We start from the raw sequence: 24,980 nt of genomic DNA, 5'->3' as shown, positions 1-24,980 counted from the left end.
ACTCTTGCTTGTTAGGTAGTTTGCGCTATATCACATCCTGTCTATACAGCACAGCATACAAAAAAATTCACCTCAAGCTTGCATTCAAGTGCTTTTTAGATTATCTTCTAGCTTATTAGTAATCGTTATTATTATTGATTTATCTTTCAGTTATCTGACACAGAGTCGCTGTTCTTTTTGATTTTAACCAATTTTCTTCAACGCAACCCAATGATGTAGGAGGACTACTCAATATGGCAGATCAATCTCTTGCAGGCACCACAGCTACGCATACAAATGGTGCTACCAACGGCGCAAGCAAGTGCCCATTCACAGGTCATCTCAAACATGGTGCAGGCGCTGGTACACGCAATCGTGACTGGTGGCCGAATCAGCTCAAACTTAACATTTTGCGCCAGCATTCCTCGCTCTCTAACCCCATGGATCCATCATTCAATTATGCTGAAGAGTTTAAGACGCTTGATCTTCAAGCGGTCAAAAAAGACATCTTTGATTTGATGACGCAGTCTCAAGACTGGTGGCCTGCTGATTATGGTCATTATGGCGGATTGTTCATTCGTCTGGCTTGGCATAGTGCAGGCACGTATCGCATTCACGATGGACGCGGTGGGGCCAGTTCAGGTGCGATTCGCTTTGCTCCACTTAACAGCTGGCCCGATAACGCCAATCTTGACAAAGCACGTTATTTACTTTGGCCCGTCAAGAAAAAGTATGGTCGCAAACTCTCTTGGGCAGATCTGATTATTCTTGCGGGCAATTGCGCCCTTGAATCCATGGGCTTTAAGACCCTTGGCTTTTCTGGCGGTCGTGTCGATGTCTGGGAGCCTGAAGAAGATATCTACTGGGGCTCTGAAACTGAGTGGCTCGGTGATCATCGCTATGTTGGCGATCGCCAGTTAGAGATACCCCTTGCAGCTGTACAGATGGGTCTGATTTATGTTAATCCTGAAGGACCAAACGGCAAACCCGATCCGCTCGCTGCTGCTCGTGACATTCGTGAAACCTTTGGTCGAATGGCGATGAACGATGAAGAAACGGTTGCGCTTATTGCAGGTGGACATACCTTTGGTAAAGCACATGGCGCAGCAGACCCCAGCAAATATGTCGGTCCTGCACCTGCCGGTGCCAGTATCGAGGAGCAAGGTCTCGGTTGGAAGAATACCTTCGGCAAAGGCAATGCAGAGCACACCATCACCAGCGGTCTGGAAGGCGCTTGGACACGCACACCGACGCAGTGGAGTCACGACTATTTCAAACATCTTTTCGAGTACGAGTGGGAACTCACCAAGAGTCCAGCCGGCGCTTGGCAATACAAGCCTAAGAATGGTATGGGCGAAGGCACCGTTCCTGATGCACATGATCCTTCGAAGCGTCATGCACCGTTTATGTTGGTTACGGACTATGCGCTGCGTGTCGACCCGATTTATGAAAAAATTTCACGCGATTTCTACGAACATCCAGAAAAGCTTGCCGACGCTTTTGCACGGGCTTGGTTTAAGCTCACACACCGCGATATGGGTCCACGCACACGCTATCTTGGTCCTGAAGCACCGCAAGTTGATTTTATCTGGCAAGATCCGATTCCTCCCGTTACACACCCGCTCATTGATGAAAACGACATTGCTGCCTTAAAGAAAAAAATTCTCTCTTCCGGTCTCTCTATTTCTGAGCTTGTCTCAACCGCTTGGGCATCGGCATCCACCTTCCGCAGTTCAGACCGACGTGGTGGTGCAAATGGTGCACGCATTCGCCTTGCCCCGCAAAAAGATTGGGAAGTCAATAACCCTGCGCAACTTGCTAAAGTCCTGCAAACCCTCGAGCGTATTCAGCAGGAGTTCCACACGACAAGTGGTGACAAGCGTGTCTCAATGGCGGACCTCATTGTCTTAGCTGGATGCGCTGCTGTAGAACAAGCTGCAAAAAATGCTGGCTTTGAGATGAAAGTTCCCTTCACGCCCGGACGTGGGGATGCTCTGCAAGAGCAGACCGATATCGAATCCTTCGCTGTGCTCGAGCCGCTTGCCGATGGATTCCGTAACTACCTCAAAGAAGGTGTTAGTGCACCAGCTGAAGAATTACTCATTGACAAAGCGGAGTTACTCTCGCTCACGGCACCTGAAATGACCGTGCTGCTTGGCGGTTTGCGCGTACTCAATGCAAATTATGATCACTCACAACATGGTGTCTTTACGAAGCGTGTCGGCGCTTTGACTACAGACTTCTTTGTCAATTTGCTTGACATGAGCACCGTCTGGCATCCGACTTCAGAAGCTAAATACTTCTTTGAAGGACGTGATCGGAAGACGGGCGCGCTCAAATGGACAGCCACGCGTGTCGATCTAATCTTCGGCTCAAATTCCGAGTTGCGTGCTCTCGTTGAAGTCTATGCATGCGATGATGCACATGAGAAGTTCGTACGTGATTTTATCGCTGCATGGAACAAAGTGATGAACCTCGACCGCTATGACTTGCACTTCAATTAAGATGAGCTCAGTCTTTGCTTGTATGAGCAAGTCATGACTTCGTGCTCTTGCACAGCAAGAAAAGGCAGTCTGAAAAGACTGCCTTTTCTTTTGCTTAGTGTGAGTTGTTAAAATCCGACTGCGGCATCTTCATTTCTGGGGTCTGCACCGCCATACAGCAAGCCATCTGCACCGACCATGATGGCATCAGCTGCACCAAAGTAACCGGGCAATTCTCGCAACTTCCAGCCTCGCCGTTCAAGAGCACGAATGACATCTTTGCGCAGTGCATCTTTTTCATAGCGCATATCGTCAGGCTGCCATTGGTGATGAATGCGTTTTGCACTGACTGCTTCTTGAATGTTCATTCCAAAATCAATCACATTTGTAATCACTTGAAAGACTTGCGTGATAATTGTAGAACCGCCGGGTGTACCAAGCACCATAAAGAGTTTGCCATCCTTTGTTAGGATTGTGGGCGACATTGAACTCAGCATTCGCTTCTGTGGTACAATGCTATTGGCTTCGCTGCCCATCAATCCCACATAGCCCTGAATGCCCGGATTTGCAAAGCCGGGTTTCAAACTAAAATCATCCATTTCGTTATTGAGTAAAAACCCTGCACCTGTTACAGCGACAAACGAGCCAAACCCACCGTTGAGTGTGGTTGTCGTTGCCACAGCATTTCCTTCAGCATCCACTACAGAATAGTGTGTCGTTTCAGTGGATTCTGCCGTGAGCATTTTACCGTATGAGATTGCAGAACTTGGCGTGATGGTGTCGGGTGAGAACGATTTCCAACGCTCTTGCAAGTATGCTTTGTTTAGCATGGCTTGCACAGGAATTTTGACAAAGTCTGGATCGCCGAGCAATACTCGATCGGCATAAACGCGTCGCATCGCTTCACCAAAGAGATGAATAGTCTCAGAACTTTGGAAGCCCATTTCTTTAAGGTTGTAAGGCTCAACGAATGAGAGCAACTGAATGAGCCCAATGCCTCCTGCACTGGGTGGCGACATTGAAATGACTTCATAGCCACGGTAATTTCCTTTGATAGGCTCTCGCCACTTTGCTTCATACTTGTCTAAATCTTCTTGTGAGATTAGTCCACCGCCGCGTTGCATTTCTGCAATGATGAGTTCAGCGGTCTTGCCTTTGTAGAAGCCCTCGCGCCCTTTATCGCGAATGCGTTTGAGTGTTTCTGCTAAGTCTTTTTGTATGAACAAATCACCTTCTTGCCACTTTTTGCTGGTGTCGCCTTTGGTGAAATACTTGCGTGAGCCTTCAAAGCGAGCGAAGAGTGCCGCAAATCGATTGAGCTGTTCAGCTTTGAAGCGTGTGAGTAGAAAGCCTTTTTCAGCAAGGTCAATTGCTGGCTGCACGAGCATCTTGAAAGGCAGTTTGCCAAACCGGCGGTGCGCTTCCACGATACCTGCCACGGTGCCGGGGACGCCTACTGCCAAGTGTCCAATTTTACTTTTGTCAGGCAACGGATTGCTTGCGCTGTCCAGATACATGGTGCGTGTGGCTTTCAGCGGGGCTTTTTCGCGGTAGTCCAGCGCATAGACTTCTCCATTTGCCAAGCGAATGAGCATAAACCCGCCGCCCCCCAGATTTCCAGCAATTGGGTGTGTCACAGCAAGCGCCAGTTCAGTTGCTACGGCAGCATCAATCGCATTGCCGCCTTTTTTCAGTATCGCAATGCCTGCTTCTGAGGCAAGTTTCTGCGCCGATACCACCATTGCTTTTTGTGCTATGGTGGGACGCATCTGCGCTATGAGCGTCTTACTCAGCATCAAAAATACCGTGCAAAAGAAAATGCATGACAAGAAAAGATGTGATAAAATGGCTTTCATTCTATTTGATGAGGTTTGTTGTCTGATGTTGTTACAACACATTTCTGTGCGAAAAACTACGACTTGTTTTTACCTTCGGCAAGTTCAATTGCATTTTGATTTCGCCACAGAAATCTGCAATTTCGTTAAAAATGACCATGTATGACCACAGTCAAGAAGTTCGGTATCATTGGCGGTGTTTCTTTCTTTGTGCTCTTTCTGCTCGTCTTTCTTTTTCTTTATCATGGCACATACAGCAAAGGTGAGCGCGGTGGTGTGGTTGTCAAAATTACTGAGAAGGGCTACATTTTTAAGACGTTTGAAGGACAACTCAACACGCTGATTCCGGGCGCAGTTGGCAGTACGCAGCAAAATATGTTTTACTTTTCGGTTGAACGCGATCGACAAGATGTTATCAAAGCCTTAAAAGAAGCGGCTCTCACGGGCGAGCGAGTTGGCTTGGAATACGAAGAAAAATATGTTCAATTCTTTTGGCGCGGTGACACCAAGTATTTTATCACCGCGGTCAGACGCACGAATGTTCCGCCTGCCTTGCCGCCAACACTGCCGAGTCAACCAAGTTCTCCGCAGTAAATTGCGCTATACTTTGCCAAAACTAACTTTTTGGGAGTAACTATGACGCCGCAAATCTGCACTGACGCTTCACCCACAGAAAAATTTTTGCTCTACGAACGAGAAATTACTGCACGCTTGCAGAGTCGTAACCTACGCACACAGCGCTATGCGCGCTACGAACAATCGCTCATTCAAAAAAGTCATTTTATTCGACTGAATGGTGCCGTTCATCACTATCACGATTCTCATCCAGATGCACCAGCGGATATGCCTACCATCATTTTGATTCATGGCTGGGATTGCTGGTGGATGTGGTGGCATGAAGTTATCGCCTATCTCAATCAAAGTGGCGTACGCACAATTGCTTATGATCTCAAAGGACATGGCTGGTCTGACGAAGGTGAAGACTACTCTCTCTCTGCACTCTCGCTTGATTTGCATGCGTTGGTGCAACATCTCGGCTTGAAGCAGTATCACATTGCGGCTTTCTCACTGGGTTCATTTGTTGCGCTCAATTATGCACAGCGCTTCGAAGATGAGATTAGCTCACTGACCTTTTTCAACTTTGGCATCTTTCCAAACAGTGCGCAACTCGAAAAAGTTATTCCAACGGTTATCCCGTTTATCTTCGACAAAATCCTGCGCAAGATTAAAATCTGGTGGCTCATTTATGCTTATGCCCGACTCACGCTGGCGCGCAACCATACCAGCAAAGAAAACATCTTGGTTGGGGTCAATAGCTTGCGCTTCATTTCCGGCAAGGCTATCCGTGAGACCGCAAAAGCCTTAGCCAAGCGCGAGGTTACTGAGAACTTGCCAAAGCAAATTGCAAATCTTTCCATTCCTGTTTTGCTTGTCGCTGGCAAAGGCGATCAGGTGGTGAGTTGGAAGCATACCAAGGCGCTTTATGAATATGCACGCAATGGACGCTTTGAACTCATCAAAAAGTGTGGGCACCTGATTACGCTGGAACTGCCCAAACGCACCGCTGAACTAATTCTCAGCCAGATGCAGCAGGCTTCACCTACTTCGAGCACGGCGTCTTTGCAGAAGACTATCCCCACCAGTTCTAAGAAAAACTTGTGAGGCGCCCGATACGCTTGCTCCTTTCACCTGAAATCAATTCAAGCGAAAGGAATCGCGCAAGGCTTGCTCAGAGAGTTTTTTGAGCGAGAGGTATTGGTGCGTTCGCACTTTGTATCGCAGATATTGATAGGCTGTGATACCCAGTGCCGCCACCGTCAGTACGCCCATTAGCCAAAGGAAAACAACTCCGATTAGCATACTTATGAGCGATTATACTTCAAGAGTGTGTGTGATTGGTTTTTCTTCAATCACATATTGTCTAACAATACTTCGGCAAAACTCTTCAAGTCTTTCCTTCTTGAGTTGTGCATCTTTATCCCCTGCTTTTGCACGCTGACTGAGTATCGCATAGGGTTCCGTGCCTAAGCATTCTGCCGCAAAATCCAACAACTTCAAGTCGCTATGATTTTTCAAGGCTTCGGTGATGAGTTCAACCTGCGTGGCTTTATCAGGATTTTCACCCAGCGTGTGCAAATCGCCGCAAATTAAGCGGTTTTCCATTTCTTTGAGGTAGGCTGCAAGATCGCTGGCATATTTTGCAAAATCATCGTTTGGCGGGACATCATCGTTCAAATTTAGCAGAGCGGCTTTTTGGACAATTGCATCGCGCAGTTCGGGAAAATCTCTGCCGTTTTCGAAGTCGCCTAGCAAATCGCGCAGGGCTTGAAACTCTTTGTACAGTCCAGCACGCGCATACGGCGGGATAGCGTGTGAAATGATGGTGGCATAGCCTCGGCGTTTGGCAATATTAGCTTCTGACGGATTATTCATCGGGTAGATGTAAAACTGCGGCAGTTCTCCCAGTAAGATGTCAGACCAACACTCTTGTGTGAGTCCAAGTTGCAAGCCGGGCATCCATTCTGCAGTGCCGTGCATACCGAAATGCACCAGTGCATCTGCTCCGAGCCCATAGACAAGCCACTTGTAGAACATGACGAATTGGTGATGTGGCGTGTTTTCTTTGTCGAAGAGCAGTCGCATTGGGTCGCCTTGAATAAAAAGTTGCGGTTGTGCGCCGATGTAGAGGTTGCCAAAGCGCAAGCCGCCGATAATGAATCGATCTTTGCCTGCCACAGCAATGTCGCCCGGGGCTTTACCCCAGCGCGCTTCAATGCGTTCTTGCTCATTCGGTGCAACCCATCTGGCATAGTCTTGCATGGTGGCCGTTTCGGTTACTGTATCGGCTTCAATAGATTTTGCTAAATCATGCGTCAGCGTATCAGGGTGAGCAGCATAACGCTCTAAAAAGTCACCGGTGTTGTAGCCTTGCCGATGCAGTTCGCGCACAAAATTGACTAAACTCTTTGGCACATTGAGCAGTGCCGCCGTGCCTAGCTTACCTTGATTTGGTGGGTAGTTGTAGAGCACCACTGCAATCTTCTTTTCAGCATTGTGCTTGTGCTTTAGCGCAATCCAACGCTTGACCAGTTTGCTTAGCCGCACCAGACGTGACTGATCGAGTTTGAGCGTATTGTTTTCCAATGCTCCTAGGACCACAGGACAAATTGAGCCATCCATTTCAGGCAGTGAATAGATAATCATTGCCTGAATCGGATTGACGCCATGCTGGCGCCAACTTTCTTTGGTTTGCACATACAGCGGCTGTGTTACAATGTAAGGGGTATTCAGTCCCGACAAAATTTCCGATGCGGCAGGATGTGCAATGCCTGTTTTGGTAGAGCCTGCTGGACCGCCCACCAAGGGGAAGCCAAACAGATTAATGAGCAATTCAATCCCTGCTTCTTTCATGAATGTGCGCACAGCAATGTGCAGTTCAATGCCCATCGCATAACAAGCATACACGCGTAACCCTTGTGCCTCGAGCGCCGTGATAATCTCACCTGCATAACTTTGTCCTGAGAGCACATGCTTACGTGGTAAAAGCAATCCAACTTTTGGTTTATCGCCTCTGTCGCGCCCTGTTTTCTTTTCCCATTTCAAGTAATGCTTGAGATCAGGGAAGAATTCTTTCGTGGCATTGTAGTATTCGGGGTGATAAACTCCCATTGTCCCAATTTCTTTCGGTGCCTCGCTCTTTACAGGTAAATGCAAGAGTTTTTCGGCAATGTAGAGCAGCATATTGAGCACATTGTCTTCGCCGCTGTTCGACCAGTAAGTGCTGACTGTCATCCAGATTCTCGCATCGTGGACTTTTTCGCCACCGAAGTGTTCGGGCAGGAAGCGCATCACTCGATTGGCAAGGCGCTGCATCTGCACATACCCATAGAAAGCATCTTCTTCTCTGCCGCCACCTAAAATTTTGCCTAGCGCTTTGACGGGTTTTGGCATCTCACCCTTACCGCCTGAAAAGTGATAGCTCCCCACTTTATTCATCATCATCAGTGGCGGCAGCGATTCGAACGCAAAGATGAAACTCGGATTGTGTTTTTGAGCATCTCTATCATGGCATTTGCGGCATCGTCTAAGACGATAAGTGCCGTGAAGACCACGTCACTCACACTAATTGCCGCTTCAACTTTTTTTGGACGCTCGAGCACGTCGTTATCGAAAAACACATGCAAGCGTAATTGAGGACAGCGTGCGCGGATTTGTGATTTGATGTGCTCAAATAGCTCGGCGTTGTAGCGCTCCATGCCAAGCACGAGGGTGATGTGCTTTTGTGCATTCATACTTACTTCTCCTTTACTTCAAATGTTCAGTGCCAGCTTGTGTTCAAGCCGTTCATTTTCTTGAAAGATACACAAGCTCTTCTCATAATCCAATTAGGTGCAAAATAGAGAGCCGATAAAGATGTGGGGAAAACTTCAGGTGAGGCGTTAAATCTCAAGCAGGAGTTTACAAATCGTATCTTCTAAGGCTTTTGCATGTCTAGAGCGCCGACCTAATCCGTTTGCAATGATAGAAAAATACATCTCTTTACCGCTGCGACTCTTCAAGTATCCAGAGAGCGACACGACGCCTGTAATTGACCCTGTCTTTGCACGAATGTTGTGCGCCAGTGCATGATTGATTCTGCCTGCAAGTGTGCCATCGGTCATAGGAATGGCTAACGATTCATAGTATTCATGAAAGGCTTTGCTATGCTCGCGCATGTAGCGCAGCGTCTCCACAATCAGATGCGGCGTTACAAAATTCTCATGCGACAGTCCTGAACCATCCGTGAGTTTGTACTCTTTCGAGCTAACTTTCACTTCGTTCTTCAAAAACTCTTTTACCACTTCGAGCCCTTTTTCGATTGAGCCTTCACCATAATATTCACCACCCAGTGTGCGAAGCAATTGGTCGGCATAGAAGTTATCCGAACGCTTATTTGTAGCTTTGAGCGCTTCAGCTAGAGAAATCGAGTAGTGTGAGTAAAGATACTTCCATCTGGTTCTATCGATTTTTCGGCTATAAGAGATTTTCTCGACATGGGCATCTTTGTGCATCATGCCAGCCTGTTGGAGTGCCGCCAGCAGCGTGTTTGCGCAATAGACATTCGGCTCAATTGTAACCATCTTCAAGCGACTTTTTCTGCGAAAGCCTCGACGCACCACACGCTTTTTGCCATCTTTCGTTTTGATAACACGCACACGCGAGACTTTACTTAATTGCTGCTCGTTTGCACGGCTAAAATTGGCAACGGTAGCAAAGCGTATTTCTTCTGCACTGATCGGTTGATATCGATTGCCAACATAGTAACTATTATCGAGAATTAGGTCGCCCTCGATTTTCATAATGCCGTACCGACGCAGCGTATCGACCCATGCATTCACAACCTCGTTGATCGTTTTATCAAAGTATCCAGAAAGCATCGGGTCTGTGCTGCCAATCAGGACCAGATTACCATGCAGTACCCCATCTTTGAGTGTGCCATCAATGAAGAAGTCGGTGCGGTAGCGATAGTCTGCTCCAAGTGTTTCAATCGCAACAGCGGATGTGATCAGTTTAAGATTTGAAGCCGGCTTGAAGAGTTGATTTTGTTGGTAGGCAAAAATGGTTTCATTGTCTGTGGTTTGAATGCATACGCCCATGATGCCGCGCTTGCGTGCTTGCAGAATTTGCTCAATTTTTTCGGCGCATTCAGCCATACGCTCCGCTTGGCTTGTGCCAGTGAGTTTCAGCGAAACGGCGGACAACACTTTTGGTCGTCGGCGTTTGTATACGTTGGCGTCTGCGGTCTCAACAAGAAGCGTGCTGACCAGCATGATGCTGGTGAGCACGTAAAGGTAGCAAGAAAGTTTAGTCTGTTGCCTCATCTCTGTGTAAGCGGTTTTTTGGCACAACAACTTCTGGCGCTGCCGTATTGCTGCTCTAGCAACGCTGGTTCAGGTACACTGCATCAAAAACTTGGCAAAGTTAGCACAATTCCCCCTTTTTGCAAACAAAATTGCAATAAGTTTTTGAACTAAAACGTTTTAAGTGCGTCGACTTAACTGCGTTTAGTATTCGGCTAAAATGGTTTCGCCTGCCGTTACGCGCTCACCTTCTCTGACGCAGAGTTTGACTTCGGGGGGCATGAACACATCAACGCGAGAGCCAAATTTAATCATCCCGAAGCGCTCACCAATTTTCACCGTGTCGTTCGCTTCAAGCTCACAGATAATGCGCCGCGCCACATAGCCTGAAATTTGCTTGAAGAAAACCTTGATATGCGCATTTTCAATCCCAATTTCCGTACGCTCATTGCGCTCACCTGACTGATGATCAAATGCTGCGATGTATTCGCCTTCAATATGCCGCAGATGCACGACCTTACCTGAAATCGGATTGCGATTGACATGCACATTGATGGGCGACATAAAAATACTGACTAATTTTGCAGCACCGTTGAAAAAGGGATGCTCGGTGTCTTTAATCAGCACGATTTTCCCATCGGCGGGCGAAAGAATGACGCGCTCGATTCTGGGTGGCGTACGTTCTGGGTCACGAAAAAATTGCAGTGTGAAGGCAATCAGAAACAACCCTAAGCCTGCAGAGAGCATTGCCAGCGACAGCGGCAAAGCGAAGGCAAGCACAAGCAGCACAAGCGATAGAGCACCAACTTTTGCGAAGGTGGAGTATCCGTATTTTGTAATCATTGTGCAAAAAATTTGGCGCAAAACTAATAGAAATCGTTGAATGCATGCATGCCTTTGAAAAGAAATTTTTGGAGCATTGTCAAACTCGCAAATTTTTTCAGAAAGGCGAGCGCATCTTAGTCGCCTTTTCAGGTGGCGCTGATTCCACGGCGCTGCTTCATTTGCTTGCTGCAGTGCGTTTCATTCTAAAAATCGAGATTGCCGCGGCACACTGCAATTTTCAACTGCGTGCACGCGCTAGCTTAGGTGATGAACACTTCTGCCAACAGACCTGCGCCTTACTGGGCATCACACTTTTCACAGAACGATTCGACACCAAAGAACTTTCAAAAACTAAAAAGCTATCGCTCGAAGAAACTGCTCGTCACTTGCGTTACGACTTTTTTGCGCGCCTGATACAAATCCATCAGTTCGACAAACTGGTTACAGCACATCATGCTGGGGACAATGCTGAAACCGTGCTTTTCAATTTCTTTCGTGGCACCTCGCTGCTGGGCTTATCGGGCATTCCTGAACGGCGAGAGTACATTCTTCGTCCTCTCTTGAACTTTGAGCGTGCTGATATTCTTGCTTACCTCAACGATAAGCATCTTTCATACCGCACCGATCGGACCAATTTTGAGCTATGCTTTGACCGCAATTTCATTCGCCATAAAGTTATTCCGCTCATTGAGGAACGCTTTGAGCATAAGCTCGTGCCCAGTTTGCTGCGTTTTTCGAAGCACGTAGCAGAACTTTCAGAGTTTGTCGACGGGCATATTCAGAAACTGATGCGAAAGAGAGGCTTATCGTTTAAGAATCATGCGTTTGATGTTCGCGCTTTGAAGGCTTTGACCAAGTTTGAGCAAAAAGAGATTTTTAAGCGCGCCTTGCAATGCTGTGGTGTTGCACCGTCTGCACAATTATTAGACCGTCTGGCTGGGCTACTTGAAAGACAATCGGGCAGAAAAATTGTAGTCAGTCCGCGCCTTGAAGTCATCTGGCGAGGCGACAAAATTTTTTCTTACAAAAAGCACCTACCCTAAAAGCCTAACGACATCGGTGTTTTGCTTGGGGCTTAAAATCGGCTGAGGTCGCGCCCGAATAGGCGAGATTTAATCCAGTCGAAGAGCACTTGCATTTTGTTTTTGATGCTGACAAGTTTTGTCAGATAGGCGGCGCGCCAAAATAGCCATGTCAAAAATCCTTTCCACTTTACATTTGGCAAATCTGCAAGGGCTCTGTCATCACCAATGTAAGCAAGCATTCCGAAGTTTTGGCGTTCAAACGGTGCGATACTTTTTTCAGCTTCACTTGGCGACGACACACGATTTAAGAGTTTTGCAAGATATTTACCGGCTTGCATAGCCACCTGCGCTGTTGCTGGTTGTGAGTAGCCTTCAATTGTAGCGCAATCACCGAGCGCGAAGATGTCCGTCTGCCCCAGCACGCGCAAATACCGATCTGTGAGAATCCGACCCACTCGATCTTTCTGAAATGGCAAGGCTTTCACGAAAGGCGTAGGACCGTTGCCGGTCGACCAAACAATCAGCCCTGTTTCCAGCACCTCACCTGTGGCTAAATGCACTCTGCCGGCTTCGACTTTTTTACAGGCGCATTCAGTATGGATTTGATGCGCCGGCGCTGGAAGACTTTCAAGGTGTAGCTTGCAAGCCTTTCATCAAATGAGCTCAGAATTTGCTTGCCGGCTTCGACCAGTGTGATGCGTGCATCTTGGATGAGGTTTGGGAAATACACTTTGACTTCATCGTCAAAAAAGTCGGCAAGTTCTGCTGCGTATTCTACGCCTGTTGGTCCACCGCCAACCACGACGAAATGCAGCAATCGCTTGCGCTCCGACTCACTTACCGTTGGCAACGACGCCTGCTCAAAATTGTCAATGACTTTTTGGCGAATCAAGCGCGCATCAGAGAGTTCCTTGAGAAAAAGTGCATGCTCCGTTACGCCTTCAATGCCGAAGGTATTACTGACTGCACCCACGGCAATGACCAGCACATCGTAATACATGTCAAATTCTTTGCCGCTGAATGGGTCTTTGCAACAGACTGCTTTCCGCAATGGGTCGAGTGCAAATGCCGATGCCTGCACAAACATGGTGCCTTTTGCAGCTAGGCGAATAGGCTCAGCAATGCTTAGAAATTCAATTGTACCCACCGTTGTGCTCGGCAAAAGCGGTGTAAAAAGAAAATGATTGCGCGGGCTAATGACTGTAACGGCATAGCGACTTGGCGAGAGGTCTTTGAGCAAACTCAATGCGCCGAATCCCGTTCCAAGAACAACAAGTCGTGGCTTCATTAAAAAATGTCGTTTAATGATACACTTGAAACGCAATAGGGTGTAAAAAGATTTTTAGTCTCAGCCAACTTGTGCATGCCCCGTATGGGGAAGATTTACCAAGTTGTATCTTTGCATTTTCGCTATAAAACTTTCATGGAACTTATGTCAGAACTTCGGTTGCCTACGCTCAACATCGTTGCTGGCTCACGCGAAGTCGCGCCTGATGGGCAAGAGACTTTCGTAGCGCTCTCTAAGCGCTCAGTGTATGATGGTACAAAAGGTAAAGTCTACATTGAAACTTATGGCTGCCAGATGAATTTTTCTGATTCGGAAATTGTCGCCTCTGTGCTCTATCAAGATGGCTACAGCACCACCGACCGCATTGAGGAAGCCGATGTCATTTTTCTTAATACCTGTGCGATTCGTGAGCATGCCGAGCTTAAAATTCATCATCGGCTCAATGCGCTTAAGCCTTACAAGCGGCGCAATCCGAAGTTGGTTATTGGCGTCCTCGGCTGTATGGCAGAGCGACTGAAAGCTAAGCTCTTCGAAGAAGAAAAAATCGTCGATCTTATTGCAGGTCCAGACGCTTACCGCTCAATTCCAGAGCTGCTTGCACTTGCTGAAACAGGGCAAAAAGCCGCTAATGTGTTTCTCTCACTTGAAGAAACCTATGCCGACATTACGCCAGTGCGCCGTGAAGGCATCAGTGCCTTCGTCTCCATTATGCGCGGCTGCGACAACATGTGCTCGTTTTGCGTCGTACCTTTCACACGCGGTCGTGAGCGCTCTCGACCTGTGGTGTCAATTCTAAACGAAATTCAACAACTCTCTGACGAGGGCTTCAAAGAAGTAACCTTACTCGGTCAAAACGTGAATTCCTACTACGATGCAGACAGTGGTGTAGACTTTGCTGAGCTGATGTATCGTGTTAGCCTTATCAATAGCGCCATGCGCATTCGTTTTACGACCTCGCACCCGAAGGACATTTCTGAAGACCTTATCCAGGTGATGAGAGAACGTCCGAATCTGTGCAAGTTCATTCATCTGCCTGTTCAGTCTGGCGCTACAAGCGTGCTTAGCCGAATGAACCGCAACCACACGCGCGAGGACTATCTCAAAAAAATTGAGATGATTCGTGCCAAAATCCCAGAGTGCTCACTTTCAACGGACATTATCACTGGCTTTTGTGGCGAAACTGAAGCAGAGCATCAAGAGACACTTTCGCTCCTAAATGAAGTGCGCTACGATTACGCTTTTACCTTTATCTACTCTGAGCGACCCAACACGCCTGCGGCCAAAAGACTGGCAGATGATGTGCCGTTGGACATCAAACAGCGTCGCCTTGCTGAAATTATTCAACTGCAACAGCGCATTTCACTTGAGCTCTATCAGCAATCCATTGGCAAGACCTATGAAGTTTTGATTGAAGGTGATAGCAAACGCTCATGCGAGCACTGGATGGGGCGCACGGATACGAACCGAGTAGTCGTCTTTCCCAAAACAGGAGAATCTGTTGGAGATGTGGTTTCGGTCAAAATTACAGGTGCAACTTCTGCCACACTCTTCGGCGAGCGTGTCTAGATTTGACTTTTCCTTTCTTTTTGCACTTGCTCGGTCGGTTGGCAAATCTCACGCTTTGTGATAACAATCACATTCCTATAAAACCTTTCGCTGCATCTTGCGTTCAGATGGTTGTAGTTGTTCGTCCCTTGCAACAAGGGTATGCTTGCAGTAAAGTTAGCTTAAGTCTCCGCCTGAGTTTTGATAGGTTGAGTCGCTGGGGCAGCAGCAGCGATTCCCGAGAAAATTCAGGCGGTTTTGTTTTTTGTTTGCTATTTTTGTGCGACAGATTTGCAGTTGCAGTCTCATAAAATGCCCTTTCTTAGAAGTTTCCCTATGAATAAAGATAAGCCATCCAATGCGCGGAAGATTGAGCGTACGCTCACCCGACGCGACCTTGTTGCCGATGTAGCGCGGCGACTTCGAAAATCTGAATCCGAAGTGGTAGATGTTGTTGATACCACGCTAGAGTCACTCTCTAAACTTATTCGCAGTGCTAATCCTGAGGTTCGCATTGAGCTGCGCGGCTTGGGCGTCTTTGAAGTCAAGTATATGAGACCTTCTGCTACAATCAGAGACCCGCGCACAGGTAAAGTGGTGGAGTATTCAGGACGGCGGCGCAAAGTGCATTTCAAACCCAGTAAGCTGATTAAGCGCTCTCTTCAAAAAGACGCACCTACGACCTATTTCCATGACAACAATCAAAAAAAGGATTCTGGCAATTGACTACGGCACCAAACGAATTGGCTTAGCCAAAAGTGATCCGCTTTGTCTCTTTGCGCAACCTGTCGGCACCTTCAGTGAATCTGAACTTTACAAGCAAATCCAGTTGATTCTTGATCAAGATGGCATTGAAAAAATCTTGGTGGGCTATCCTACCAGCGGCGATGGTTCTGCTAACCGAATGACAAGTGTTGTTAATGCTTTTATTGAGCGCTTGCACCAGCACTTCCCCACGCTTCCAATTGAGCGCATTGCAGAATTTGGCTCTTCAAAAAAAGCCATGCAGATTCTGATTGCTAGCGGTGTCTCTCGCAAAGAGCGTCACATCAAGGGCAGACTCGATAAAGCCGCCGCCGCAATTTTGCTTCAAACTTACTTAGAGCAACGCTAATTGCTTAGCTTGTTCAATCTTACCATGCCCTTGCCATGCTATTTGTGCATTGGCTTGTAAGTCTTACTACTCATAAAGCCAATACATTTTCCATTTTTGCTCGTACTCTGCGTAGCTTCTTCGGCTCTCCTCAAGAATCGTTTGCAATGAAGCGCCTTGCTCTACGAGCTGACGCAAGCGACCTGTCCCTGCAAGTCTGTCGAGAGACTGTCCACTGCTGAGCCATTGTAGCTCGTTTGGATGCGTGCGTTTCAACGCTAGTAGAATTGCTACACCTAAGGCAAACGGCTCCACTGCACGCCGGTCGATAATCCTGACCTGAATACCTTTACACAACTCACCACGAAATTTTGGATTGCTTGCTTTGCCTGCCAAACGCTGCGGCGTAAAGGATACCGCGTCAAACGCTACACCCGATAGTCCAAATGCACGCAGTTGCTCTAAGACTTTTTCTGTGTTGAGAAACGGTGCACCAAAGCACTCAAACGGCTGCTCTGTGCCTCGCCCTTCACTGATGTTCGTTCCCTCCAAATGCACCAGCGCAGGATAGAGCAGCATCGCATTCACACTTGTAATGTTCGGTGATGGCGGTATCAGTCTAAACAGCGAATCTTCGTCGGCAAAGCGCTGACGCGAAAAATTCTGCATTGAAATTACGCGCAAGTTCAAACTTGGTAAGACTTCAGCTTGAATCATTCGAGCAAGCTCACCCACTGTCAGCGCATGCACAAACGGGACTTTGACATAGCCTACAAATGATCGGTATGCAGTATCCAACATAAAACCCTGCGGGCAATCGGGGCAATCGGATTTGGACGATCAAGGACGATAAAAGCTTTGCGCTGTTCTGCGCAGGCTTCCATTGCAAGTTGCATCGTAGAAACGTACGTGTAGCAGCGCGTGCCAATGTCTTGGATGTCGAAGAGCACAGCATCAAGGTGCTGGAGCATGTCGGGCGTTGGCTTTTTGGTCTTGCCGTAGAGCGAATAAACTGGAATGCGCTGCTCGGTCCTTGTGCTTTGAATGCGTTTGCCTGCTTCCTCACTTGTCTGAAAGCCATGTTCTGGCGCAAAAAAGTGCTTCAATGCGAAAGCCTGCTTGCAAGAGCCGCTTGTAGTTTGGCTCACCTGTCCTATCGACGCCCGTTGCGTTTGTAATTAGCCCAAGCCTCTTTGATTGCAATGCCTGATCGCCTTGCTCAAGTAAGACATCAAGCCCAACTTTTACCTGTGCTACAGCTGATGCACAGAGCAGTGACAAAAAGAAAAAACACAAACAAATGCGGAAAGGCATGTGCAGATTGAGTTTAGCGAATTTCGGTGCCCTTGATTCTTGTAGCAGACACATCTATTTTGCTTGCAAATTTAAATCAAGCCCTATGCTTTTTGTCTCAAAAATCTTTGTTCAACGTCTTATTTTACTTTTGCCATTTTGCCTTTTGCCTCACTTGCTGCTTGCACAACCTGAAGCCCTCCGATTTCGTCAGGGGCAGCCGATACCTACGCCTAGTTCTACGATGCCTGCTCTGCATGTCTCACCCAATGAACTCATCGTCAAATTTAAGCCTTCGCTGCCTGCGCAAACTTTTTTCACACTCCAAGCGGCTTGCCTTTCAGCCAGACCTACTAACCTGCGCTTGGGCAACCTCAGGATTCCTAACGCCACCGTGCTTGCGCTTACGCCTAAAACACTTGGTAGGTCTGAAAAAACGCTGCAAGTCTCTCGCTTACGTGAAATTGACCGAATTGTCGTTATTCGTCTGGAAAGCGGTATCTCCGCACTTGATGTGGAACAATTACTTGCTGAACTTTTACGCAATCCTGATATAGAATACGCCACGCCGGTCCGCTTGCTTTCGCTGGATACTCATCATTTCTCTGCGTCTTCTCACGCTTCACACGCCTTGCAGGAAAATTCAGTATTGCCGCCCTTCTCTTCGACTGCCAGCAATTGGCGTGTGCCAAACGATTCAGCTTATGCTTCGCAATGGAATCTTGCGAAAATTCAAGCGGAAGCTGCATGGCAACTCACAAAAGGCGACTCTTCCATTCTCATCGGCATTATTGACACTGGCATTGATTACACACATCCCGACCTTGCGCCAAAGCTTTTTGTCAAGCCTGCTGAAGACCGTAACCGCAACGGCACATTTGAGCCATGGGACTTTCGTGAGCGGCGCAATCCTGAAACCTTCGAACTGGACCCCAACGGCATTAGTGGCGACTTTGATGGCATTGACCAAGACGGCAACGGCTACCCCGACGATGTGATCGGTTGGGACTTTACAGACCAACCTTTTAACAACGATGCGCTTAACGGCTTTTCCGATTTTCAATTTCCAGATCCTGACCCGTTTGACGATAATTTTCATGGGACAGCCTGCGCAGGGATTGCTGCGGCTGCTACGAACAATCGGATTGGCATTGCAGGTCTTGCGCCGCACTGCCGACTTGTTGCCCTGCGTGTTTTTACCGCTGCTGGTGGCTACGGCGGCGATTTTGCCTCTGATAAAGACATTGCCTCAGCACTTATTTATGCGGCTGACAACGGCATTCGCGTCGTTAATATGAGCTTTGGTGATGTGGTCGCTTCACCTGTGATGCGCGATGCGGTCAAGTATGCTTATTCCAAGGGCGTGGTGATGTGTGCTTCGGCAGGCAACGCTGGCGGCGAACAACAACGCTACCCTGCAGGCTACGATGAAGTCATTGCTACAGCCGCAACGACACGCTTCGATGAAATCACGCAGTTTTCTACGCGTGGCTTTCGTGTGGATTTTGCCGCACCCGGCGAAGGCATTCCAACAACTTATCCCTTCTACCGTAACTTTTATTCTGCCTCGTTTGGCGGCACAAGTGCATCTGCTGCACATGCCTCAGGTGCTGCTGCCTTAGTGCTCTCACTTAACGCTTCACTTTCACCTGAACAAGTGCGCGGCATTTTGGTCTCCACAGCTGATGATATTGAAGATGAAGGTTGGGACCACAGCAGTGGCGGTGGCAGGCTCAATCTTGAACGCGCGCTTCAAGCCCTTGGTGCACCAATTGCAAAAATTCTTTCTCCAGCTTACGACAGCGGTATTTTCCCTAACAACTTTACTTTGTCTCGTGTGCCTATTATTGGCACGGCTATCTCGCCGCAATTTCAGCACTATGAACTGCAATTTCGTCCTGGACTAAGCGACCGTACTGCATGGCAAACGATTCAACCTGCTACCGCACGCCAACGTTTGCGCGATACACTTGGTTTTTGGAATGTCGCCGCTTTGCCTGATTCGGTCTATGTGATTCGGCTTGTTGTTCGTGAGCAGAATGGCAGAACTGTCGAGCACCGTATTCAATACTTTTTGGATCGTACGCCGCCGTGCCTTGATAGTGTGCGCAGTGAGCAAGTTATTATCAACGACCAATATGGCATCTTGATTGAAGCTGAAACGGATGATCTTTGCGAAGCCACACTTTTTTTCAGACGTCGCCATTCAGGTGAGACTTTTCGTCCATTTCGCCTCCCTTTCATTCGTCGACGGCACTTTGCGCTGCTGCGTCGCTCGGAAGTTCAGCCAAATGTTGAATATGAGTGGTATCTGCATGTGCGTAATGTGGCTGGGCTTACAGCGGAAAGTGCACGGCAATTTTTCACACTTAACGGCGAGATTTTTCAGCCACCGACCTTCGGGCAGACACTCTTTCGTGAACGGCGCGAGTTTCGCTTGCCTGCTGGCACACTGCTCACACAAGTGCAGGATTTCAACCGCAACGCTCGCCGTGAAGTCTTGCTCAATGAAGCCTTGCCTCTTCAGGGCTTGCGTTTTTCTCGCCTCAAACGCTTTGAATTTACAGGTGAGCGGTTCGAACTTTTGGATTCCGTCACTTCACCGATCATGATTCCTCAGCATGTTGGCGACCTCAATCAGGATGGACTGTTGGAAACAGTTGCTTACTCGATTGGACGCAGCATCATTTTTTCGCAATCTGCGCCGACCTCATCGCCTTTTGCACGCATTTTGTTTCAAGACACTACTTCACGCAATTTCTGGGCATCGCGTATTGCGGATACCAAAGGGACGGGTGAGCAACATCTTCTTGTGCGCAACGACACGGCTTACTTCATTTTAGATTCAACATTTCGACGATTGGCAACACTGCCCAATCCCGTTCGTCGCGCTAAAGATGGGACGCGCCCACAGTTCGAACAACCCAAATCTCTCGTCGAAGATTTCGATGGCGACGGCAAACCTGAAATTCTTGTCGGTGACTTCGATGGTAATTTTTACATCTACGAGTATTCAGGCATCGGTAACACTTACGCTCACACTTGGCTCAACCGTACGCCTTATCTTGGCGGGAGCAATTTTATTGTGAGCGGCAATTTCTTAGGCAATGGCAAAAAGCAGTTTGTTGTGATGACACATGCTGATCTCAACTTCGACTTTCAGACACGCGACTATGCCGCACCAGTCTGGCTTGCAGAGTGCTGGCAAGCCACTGGCAATGATCGCTATGAGAAAATTTGGTCACAGCGATTTTTTAACTACCGCGCTAAATCCATCTTCGAGAGCGCTATTCAAAGTGCCGATATTGACCGAGATGGCATTGATGAACTCTGCATTTTGGCTTATCCTAATCTCTACCTTTTCAAGTGGAATGTGCCGAGACAACGCTTTGAGCCATTTTGGATTTTTCCAGCGGCAACTGCGCAAGAACTTCTTATCGCTGATATTGACGGCAATGGACGCAACGAAATTTTCTTTGGCGATGATCTTCAGACGTATGGCTATGAATTTCAAGGTAGCACACTACCGCTTGCACCTGTCGGTGTGAGCATTGAACCGCTTGATGAAACCGCGCTTGCACTTTCTTGGAACAGAACACCCGAGGCACAGAACTATCGTATCTATCGCGCTGAGTATACTTCATTTCCTTTGTATCCTTTTACACTCTCACGGCGCGCCGTTACAGCCGATAGCATCTTTATTGATCGAGATGTGCAGCGCGGTCGATTTTATGTTTATGCTGTTACGGCGTTTGATGGTCGGCAAGAAAGCGACACAAGTGTTTATGTGTTAGGGGTCCCGAAAGCGTTGCCGCGCCTGCTCTCTGCAGAGTATGACGCTGATGATCATTTACGTCTTCGCTTCAGTGAGGCGTTGCAAGACGCGCCGCTCAATCCAGCTTGGTTTGAAGTTCAAAAGTCAGGAAGCCTACCGATGTATCCCTCATCGGCAATTTTGGCGCGTGGTGCTAGAGAGGTTGTGCTCTCATTTCAACGTGCGCCATTAGACACGGGGCGTTACACTGTGAGCGTGAATGATGCCGTGCGCGACATTTTTAATGCTCGTCTTGCCGCAGCTTTTCGCACCGTATCGTTTGAAGTGCAGCGTATGTCAGCCTCTGCCTTCTTTGTGCTCTCTCGCCGCGTGCTGGCTCCAGACCAAGTCGAACTTATCATGAGCAAACCGATTGAAGCTGCATCAGCGCAAGTGCTTGAGAATTATGATGTGCGCCCTAGTGGAAGCATTGTCGGTGTCGAAGTTGATAATCATGAAAATCGCTTACGCTTACGTCTTGCAGGTCGGCAAATTGGAGCACTTGGTGTCTCGGTTTCTATTGCGCTGCGCAACTTACGCGCTACGGATGGCACACTGATTGACACAGCTTCGAGCGGGAATGTGGTTGTCTTTTCTGAAGTCAAAGAAGATTTGTCAGGCGTTTTCACCTATCCCAATCCTTACCGCAAAAGTGCAGGCGTAGATTTTGTAATGTTTGCCAATCTTACGCGCAAAGCTACGATTGAAATTTTGACTCTCACAGGGCGCGTCATCAAGCGCATTGAGCACACAGGCGAGACTGGCGGCGCACGCTGGTTTTTGGATACAGAGCAAGGCGAGAAGGTCTCATCTGGCATTTATCTTTACCGCGTTACGGCAGAAGGCGTACCTGAAAAAGTTGGCAAACTTGCTGTGGTACGCTAAGCGAAGTTATAGGCTATGCCTCATGAATGCAGCGTGCGGCAGTGCACAGTGATTTTTCTAGATATCTCAAGGTGCAGTAGATGCGGCGGGCACTTCGGCGGGCACAGGCTTTGCAGCAAAGTTGGCAAGCATTTCCAAGACTTTGTCTTGCAATTCTTCGATGTTACGCCGTGCTTGTGTGAAGTTCATTGCCATCAGTGAGAAGGCAAACCATTCGCCATTTTCGCCATAGAGATAGCCAGAGAGTGTGCGCACACCAGAGAGATAACCTGTTTTGGCAAAGATGCGCTTTTCGGCTGCAGTCTTTCGCAGTCGATCTATTAGTGTCCCATCGTAGCCTGCAATTGCCAGCGTTTTAAGGAAGTTTTCGAATTTATTGGAATTGTACAACCAGCGCAGCAGGCTCACAATCGCATCAGGGGAGATGCGGTTTTTACGGCTCAGTCCGCTTGCATCGAAGCCTAGAAATTCATCGAACTTGACACCTGCCATTGAGAGGACTTTGCGTATAGCTTGCAATCCTGCTTCCAGTGAGCCTTTGCTGCCACCTTGATAAGCCGCACCAACAGTGCGCAAAACTTGTTCTGAGAGATAGTTGCTACTTTCCTTTTGCAGATAGCTTAAAAATTTCAATGAGCGGGGGTGAAGTATAGCGTGCTATGAGTCGCAGGGAATCGCGTGCAAAGTTTTCGTGCGGAAGTTTGCGTCGAATTTCTCCTTCAATGCGAATTCCCTTTTGCGAGAGTGTTTCAGTTAGCACTGTCAGAAAATACATTGCGGGCTTTTCGATTGCAATTTTTTCGCTGTATCCACGCTTTTGTGTGATAGGCAATTCACCTGAAATGACAATAGTGTTTGTTCCAATCGCACGTGTGATCATCAGAGTGCGGCGTGCATTTTTCGCTGAGGTTACAGCATTATTTTGAATGGACACAAATCCTGTTGCAGGCGTGAGCACAATTACTGGCGCTTTGCCTACGGTATCGGCTGGGAAGGCTTGCACGAGAATTGAATTTTCATTGAATGACAGTGCAGAAATTGGTGCTGCCATACCGTAGGACAGATCATCCCATTCCAAGCCTGTAGCGTAGTCGCCATCGCCGCCGAACCAATCTTGTGAAGTTTGCGAGATCTCGAAGGCGCTGTCGTCGCCAATCAAATTGCCTTTGATGACTGAAATGCCGGCTTTGAGCAAGCTATCAGCAACTGCCTCGAAAAATTTTGTCGGGGAAGGATTATCAGGCACTTCTGGTTGAAGCCATTTACCTGAGAGGCAAGGGTTACCATCGCTGGTCACAATCAGGTCGCCGTTCAGGGCACCGATGTTGTCGGGTGTGCGTACCAGACTGCCTCTTGCGAAAACAGATGTTGAGTAACAAAAGGCGGTGTCAAGGTAAGTCAATGCGGCAGCGACGGTCAAAAGTTTTTGGTTAGAGGCAGGAATAAAATTCTTTTCGCTAAGCTGTTTGAACAAGACTTCTTTACGGCTAAGTGATTCAATGCGCACACCCCAGAGCACGTGTTGCATTGAAGGGTCTGCAAACAGTTGCTCCAAGTCTTGCTTCAAGGCTTTGACTTTCTGCTGTTCTTCTTTGGAGCGCCGTGGGAGCGTTTTGTGCGCAAACATTTCTTTTTGGAAAATCACCTGCGCACCCACGAGCACGGGCTGAGTCAGAAGCACAAACCAGACCGCAGTACTTAGCATAAGCGGATAGCAAAGGGGTCGCCACATAGTGTCTGATCTTGTGCCGCAGAGGCAATTTTGCAATTAAATAAACAATTTGCCCCTGCAATCAGGCTTGCAAGGGCGCATTTTGACTTCAAGCAGCAAAACTTGCTTACAAATTGAACTCTTTTTTGACAATCTCAGCATTTTTCTTTTCAGTTGGGTCTTTCAAACCAAGTTCCACGTACTTTTTGAGCATGGGTATGGCTTCAGCTTTGCGTCCTGCATCAATCAGCGCTGTTGCAAGGTTGTAGTATCCTAGTGCGTAATCAGGGTTATCATCGACCACTTTTCTGAGCACTTCAACAGCTTCACGCGCACGGCGGGTGTCTTTGAGGAAGAGTCCGTAGTTAGTGCGTGGCGCCACATTGCGCGGATTGGTGTTGAGTGCAACCGCTTTCTTGAATGCTTCATCTGCTTTTTTGAGTTCGCCTGCTTCGGCACAGACATCAGCATAACGCATGTAGTTTGGCAAATTGCGCGCATCCAAGCCTGCTTTCTCCATTGAGGCAATGGCTTTCTCATAGCCTGCTATTATTTTTGCATAGTCTTCTTTGCTTGGTTTAGGCAGACCTTTAGCTTTTGCCCGTGCACGGTAGGCTTGTTCTAAGTTGTAAACTGACTTTTCGTTACCCTCAATGTTTTCATCGTTGCGGTTGCGCAGCAATGCTGGTAAGTAGGCATCGACAGATGCTTCAAAGTATCTGATAGCCTCGTCAAATTTCTTTTGGGCTTGCAGTTGAATGCCCGCTTGACGTGCGATTTTTGCATAGAGCGACGGAAACTCATCTTTGATTTGCTCAGCATAATAGACCGCAGAATCGGCTTTGCCCGGCAGCATCATGTAGCAGTTTGCAATGTAGTTATGGAAGCCGACATAGAGGTTTTGGAGAGAATCTCTCACGGCTTTTTCACCCTGAAATGGGGGCTTAGGCAGCATACTCAAGCCTTGCAAAAAGACGGGAATGGCTTCGTTGGGGTAGCCTGTGCCTTGTAAGAAAAGACCATAGTTATTGATGGCATCAATGTTGGTTGGGTCTTCTTTAACCGCTTCCTGCATCATTTTGAGGGCTTTGTTCTGCAGAATCTCAAGTTCGGCTTCAATTTTCTTAGCTTGTTCAGGTGTTGCAGTTGCCAGCATGGCTTGTTTTTCTTGATAGTCTCTGTACTCGAGCAGTGCTGCCTTCATTTTGTCGTTGGAGCGCTCACGCGGCGTGCCGCAACCCATCAATACCAGTTCAGAAAATACCAAGCATAAGAGAAGTGGCAGCAGGAAAAGTTTTTTCAGCATAGTTTGTATGGTTTTAGTTCAATTTGTCTGATTCCAAGTTGTCTGATACTCTCTAAAG

At 47.9% G+C, this 24,980-nt stretch carries 19 protein-coding genes and 1 pseudogene; 8 read left to right on the top strand and 12 right to left on the bottom strand.

The annotated features are described in order from the left end of the window. Window positions 1-233: 233 nt before the first annotated feature. Window positions 234-2,483: a catalase/peroxidase HPI gene (gene katG / locus CMR00_02235; protein PIO48921.1), complete on the top strand. Its 2,250-nt coding sequence runs from the start codon at window positions 234-236 to the stop codon at window positions 2,481-2,483. A gap of 107 nt (window positions 2,484-2,590) precedes the next feature. Here the strand turns inward: katG and ggt are convergent, their stop codons facing one another. Further along, window positions 2,591-4,318, bottom strand: a complete 1,728-nt coding sequence (gene ggt, locus CMR00_02230) for a gamma-glutamyltransferase (protein PIO48920.1) — start codon at window positions 4,316-4,318, stop codon at window positions 2,591-2,593. A gap of 165 nt (window positions 4,319-4,483) precedes the next feature. Between ggt and CMR00_02225 the strand changes: the two are divergent. After that, window positions 4,484-4,828, top strand: a pseudogene (locus tag CMR00_02225) (hypothetical protein). A gap of 105 nt (window positions 4,829-4,933) precedes the next feature. Further along, window positions 4,934-5,959: an alpha/beta hydrolase gene (locus tag CMR00_02220; GenBank protein PIO48919.1), complete on the top strand. Its 1,026-nt coding sequence runs from the start codon at window positions 4,934-4,936 to the stop codon at window positions 5,957-5,959. Window positions 5,960-6,169: 210 nt separating this feature from the next. Here CMR00_02220 and CMR00_02215 read toward each other — a convergent pair whose 3' ends face one another. The 4 genes from CMR00_02215 to CMR00_02200 form a co-directional block, all read right to left on the bottom strand. Continuing rightward, a complete protein-coding gene (locus CMR00_02215; protein PIO48918.1) occupies window positions 6,170-8,299 on the bottom strand; it encodes a hypothetical protein in 2,130 nt (709 codons plus the stop codon). After that, window positions 8,299-8,589, bottom strand: coding sequence for a hypothetical protein (locus CMR00_02210; GenBank protein ID PIO48917.1), 291 nt, complete (start codon window positions 8,587-8,589; stop codon window positions 8,299-8,301). The genes CMR00_02215 and CMR00_02210 overlap by 1 nt, the downstream gene beginning before the upstream one ends. Window positions 8,590-8,736: 147 nt before the next feature. Continuing rightward, a complete protein-coding gene (gene dacB / locus CMR00_02205) occupies window positions 8,737-10,158 on the bottom strand; it encodes a D-alanyl-D-alanine carboxypeptidase/D-alanyl-D-alanine-endopeptidase (GenBank protein ID PIO48916.1) in 1,422 nt (473 codons plus the stop codon). 183 nt (window positions 10,159-10,341) lie between these two features. Next, a complete protein-coding gene (locus tag CMR00_02200) occupies window positions 10,342-10,980 on the bottom strand; it encodes a phosphatidylserine decarboxylase family protein (protein PIO48972.1) in 639 nt (212 codons plus the stop codon). Between the two features lie 44 nt (window positions 10,981-11,024). On the opposite strand from CMR00_02200, the gene tilS reads away from it, so the two are divergent. After that, window positions 11,025-12,005: a tRNA lysidine(34) synthetase TilS gene (gene tilS, locus CMR00_02195; protein ID PIO48915.1), complete on the top strand. Its 981-nt coding sequence runs from the start codon at window positions 11,025-11,027 to the stop codon at window positions 12,003-12,005. 32 nt (window positions 12,006-12,037) lie between these two features. On the opposite strand, the gene CMR00_02190 is transcribed toward tilS, so the two are convergent. Both CMR00_02190 and CMR00_02185 read right to left on the bottom strand, forming a co-directional pair. Further along, window positions 12,038-12,589: a hypothetical protein gene (locus CMR00_02190; protein ID PIO48914.1), complete on the bottom strand. Its 552-nt coding sequence runs from the start codon at window positions 12,587-12,589 to the stop codon at window positions 12,038-12,040. After that, a complete protein-coding gene (locus CMR00_02185) occupies window positions 12,538-13,275 on the bottom strand; it encodes a hypothetical protein (protein PIO48913.1) in 738 nt (245 codons plus the stop codon). The genes CMR00_02190 and CMR00_02185 overlap by 52 nt, the downstream gene beginning before the upstream one ends. Before the next feature lie 144 nt (window positions 13,276-13,419). On the opposite strand from CMR00_02185, the gene CMR00_02180 reads away from it, so the two are divergent. The 3 genes from CMR00_02180 to CMR00_02170 all read left to right on the top strand — a co-directional run bounded on the left by CMR00_02180 (window position 13,420) and on the right by CMR00_02170 (window position 15,934). Further along, the gene (locus CMR00_02180; protein PIO48971.1) at window positions 13,420-14,841 is read left to right on the top strand and encodes a tRNA (N6-isopentenyl adenosine(37)-C2)-methylthiotransferase MiaB; all 1,422 of its coding nucleotides are present in this window, start codon (window positions 13,420-13,422) and stop codon (window positions 14,839-14,841) included. A gap of 237 nt (window positions 14,842-15,078) precedes the next feature. Then, on the top strand, window positions 15,079-15,546 hold the full coding sequence (locus CMR00_02175) for a hypothetical protein (protein PIO48912.1): 468 nt from the start codon (window positions 15,079-15,081) through the stop codon (window positions 15,544-15,546). Then, complete coding sequence (locus CMR00_02170; GenBank protein PIO48911.1) at window positions 15,512-15,934, top strand: Holliday junction resolvase RuvX; 423 nt, start codon at window positions 15,512-15,514, stop codon at window positions 15,932-15,934. Before CMR00_02175 ends, CMR00_02170 begins: the two co-directional genes overlap by 35 nt. A gap of 66 nt (window positions 15,935-16,000) precedes the next feature. On the opposite strand, the gene CMR00_02165 is transcribed toward CMR00_02170, so the two are convergent. Next, window positions 16,001-16,714: a hypothetical protein gene (locus tag CMR00_02165; GenBank protein PIO48910.1), complete on the bottom strand. Its 714-nt coding sequence runs from the start codon at window positions 16,712-16,714 to the stop codon at window positions 16,001-16,003. After that, window positions 16,684-17,070 carry a hypothetical protein gene (locus CMR00_02160; protein PIO48909.1) on the bottom strand — a complete coding sequence of 129 codons (387 nt, stop codon included), beginning with the start codon at window positions 17,068-17,070 and terminating at the stop codon, window positions 16,684-16,686. The genes CMR00_02165 and CMR00_02160 overlap by 31 nt, the downstream gene beginning before the upstream one ends. Window positions 17,071-17,213: 143 nt before the next feature. Between CMR00_02160 and CMR00_02155 the strand changes: the two genes are divergently transcribed. After that, window positions 17,214-21,905, top strand: coding sequence for a hypothetical protein (locus CMR00_02155; protein ID PIO48908.1), 4,692 nt, complete (start codon window positions 17,214-17,216; stop codon window positions 21,903-21,905). A 66-nt stretch (window positions 21,906-21,971) separates the two neighbouring features. Here CMR00_02155 and dacB (CMR00_02150) read toward each other — a convergent pair whose 3' ends face one another. The 3 genes from dacB (CMR00_02150) to CMR00_02140 form a co-directional block, all read right to left on the bottom strand. Beyond that, a complete protein-coding gene (gene dacB, locus CMR00_02150) occupies window positions 21,972-22,556 on the bottom strand; it encodes a D-alanyl-D-alanine carboxypeptidase/D-alanyl-D-alanine-endopeptidase (GenBank protein PIO48907.1) in 585 nt (194 codons plus the stop codon). Beyond that, complete coding sequence (gene dacB / locus CMR00_02145; protein ID PIO48906.1) at window positions 22,504-23,637, bottom strand: D-alanyl-D-alanine carboxypeptidase/D-alanyl-D-alanine-endopeptidase; 1,134 nt, start codon at window positions 23,635-23,637, stop codon at window positions 22,504-22,506. Before dacB (CMR00_02145) ends, dacB (CMR00_02150) begins: the two co-directional genes overlap by 53 nt. A gap of 106 nt (window positions 23,638-23,743) precedes the next feature. Further along, the gene (locus tag CMR00_02140; protein ID PIO48905.1) at window positions 23,744-24,922 is read right to left on the bottom strand and encodes a hypothetical protein; all 1,179 of its coding nucleotides are present in this window, start codon (window positions 24,920-24,922) and stop codon (window positions 23,744-23,746) included. Window positions 24,923-24,980 lie beyond the last annotated feature (58 nt).

The organism is [Chlorobium] sp. 445, from assembly GCA_002763895.1.
Lineage (GTDB): Bacteria > Bacteroidota > Chlorobiia > Chlorobiales > Thermochlorobacteraceae > Thermochlorobacter.
The sequence above is the reverse complement of the archived record's forward strand: the minus strand, read 5'-3'. Positions and strand labels throughout refer to the sequence as shown.

Excerpts from the sequence above, each read along its gene's own strand:
- katG (PIO48921.1), top strand. The coding sequence starts at position 234 with ATGGCAGATCAATCTCTTGCAGGCACCACAGCTACGCATACAAATGGT.
- ggt (PIO48920.1), bottom strand. The coding sequence starts at position 4,318 with ATGAAAGCCATTTTATCACATCTTTTCTTGTCATGCATTTTCTTTTGC.
- CMR00_02220 (PIO48919.1), top strand. The coding sequence starts at position 4,934 with ATGACGCCGCAAATCTGCACTGACGCTTCACCCACAGAAAAATTTTTG.
- CMR00_02215 (PIO48918.1), bottom strand. The coding sequence starts at position 8,299 with ATGATGATGAATAAAGTGGGGAGCTATCACTTTTCAGGCGGTAAGGGT.
- CMR00_02210 (PIO48917.1), bottom strand. The coding sequence starts at position 8,589 with ATGAATGCACAAAAGCACATCACCCTCGTGCTTGGCATGGAGCGCTAC.
- dacB (PIO48916.1), bottom strand. The coding sequence starts at position 10,158 with ATGAGGCAACAGACTAAACTTTCTTGCTACCTTTACGTGCTCACCAGC.
- CMR00_02200 (PIO48972.1), bottom strand. The coding sequence starts at position 10,980 with ATGATTACAAAATACGGATACTCCACCTTCGCAAAAGTTGGTGCTCTA.
- tilS (PIO48915.1), top strand. The coding sequence starts at position 11,025 with ATGCATGCCTTTGAAAAGAAATTTTTGGAGCATTGTCAAACTCGCAAA.
- CMR00_02185 (PIO48913.1), bottom strand. The coding sequence starts at position 13,275 with ATGAAGCCACGACTTGTTGTTCTTGGAACGGGATTCGGCGCATTGAGT.
- CMR00_02180 (PIO48971.1), top strand. The coding sequence starts at position 13,420 with ATGTCAGAACTTCGGTTGCCTACGCTCAACATCGTTGCTGGCTCACGC.
- CMR00_02170 (PIO48911.1), top strand. The coding sequence starts at position 15,512 with ATGACAACAATCAAAAAAAGGATTCTGGCAATTGACTACGGCACCAAA.
- CMR00_02165 (PIO48910.1), bottom strand. The coding sequence starts at position 16,714 with ATGTTGGATACTGCATACCGATCATTTGTAGGCTATGTCAAAGTCCCG.
- CMR00_02155 (PIO48908.1), top strand. The coding sequence starts at position 17,214 with ATGCGGAAAGGCATGTGCAGATTGAGTTTAGCGAATTTCGGTGCCCTT.
- dacB (PIO48906.1), bottom strand. The coding sequence starts at position 23,637 with ATGTGGCGACCCCTTTGCTATCCGCTTATGCTAAGTACTGCGGTCTGG.
- CMR00_02140 (PIO48905.1), bottom strand. The coding sequence starts at position 24,922 with ATGCTGAAAAAACTTTTCCTGCTGCCACTTCTCTTATGCTTGGTATTT.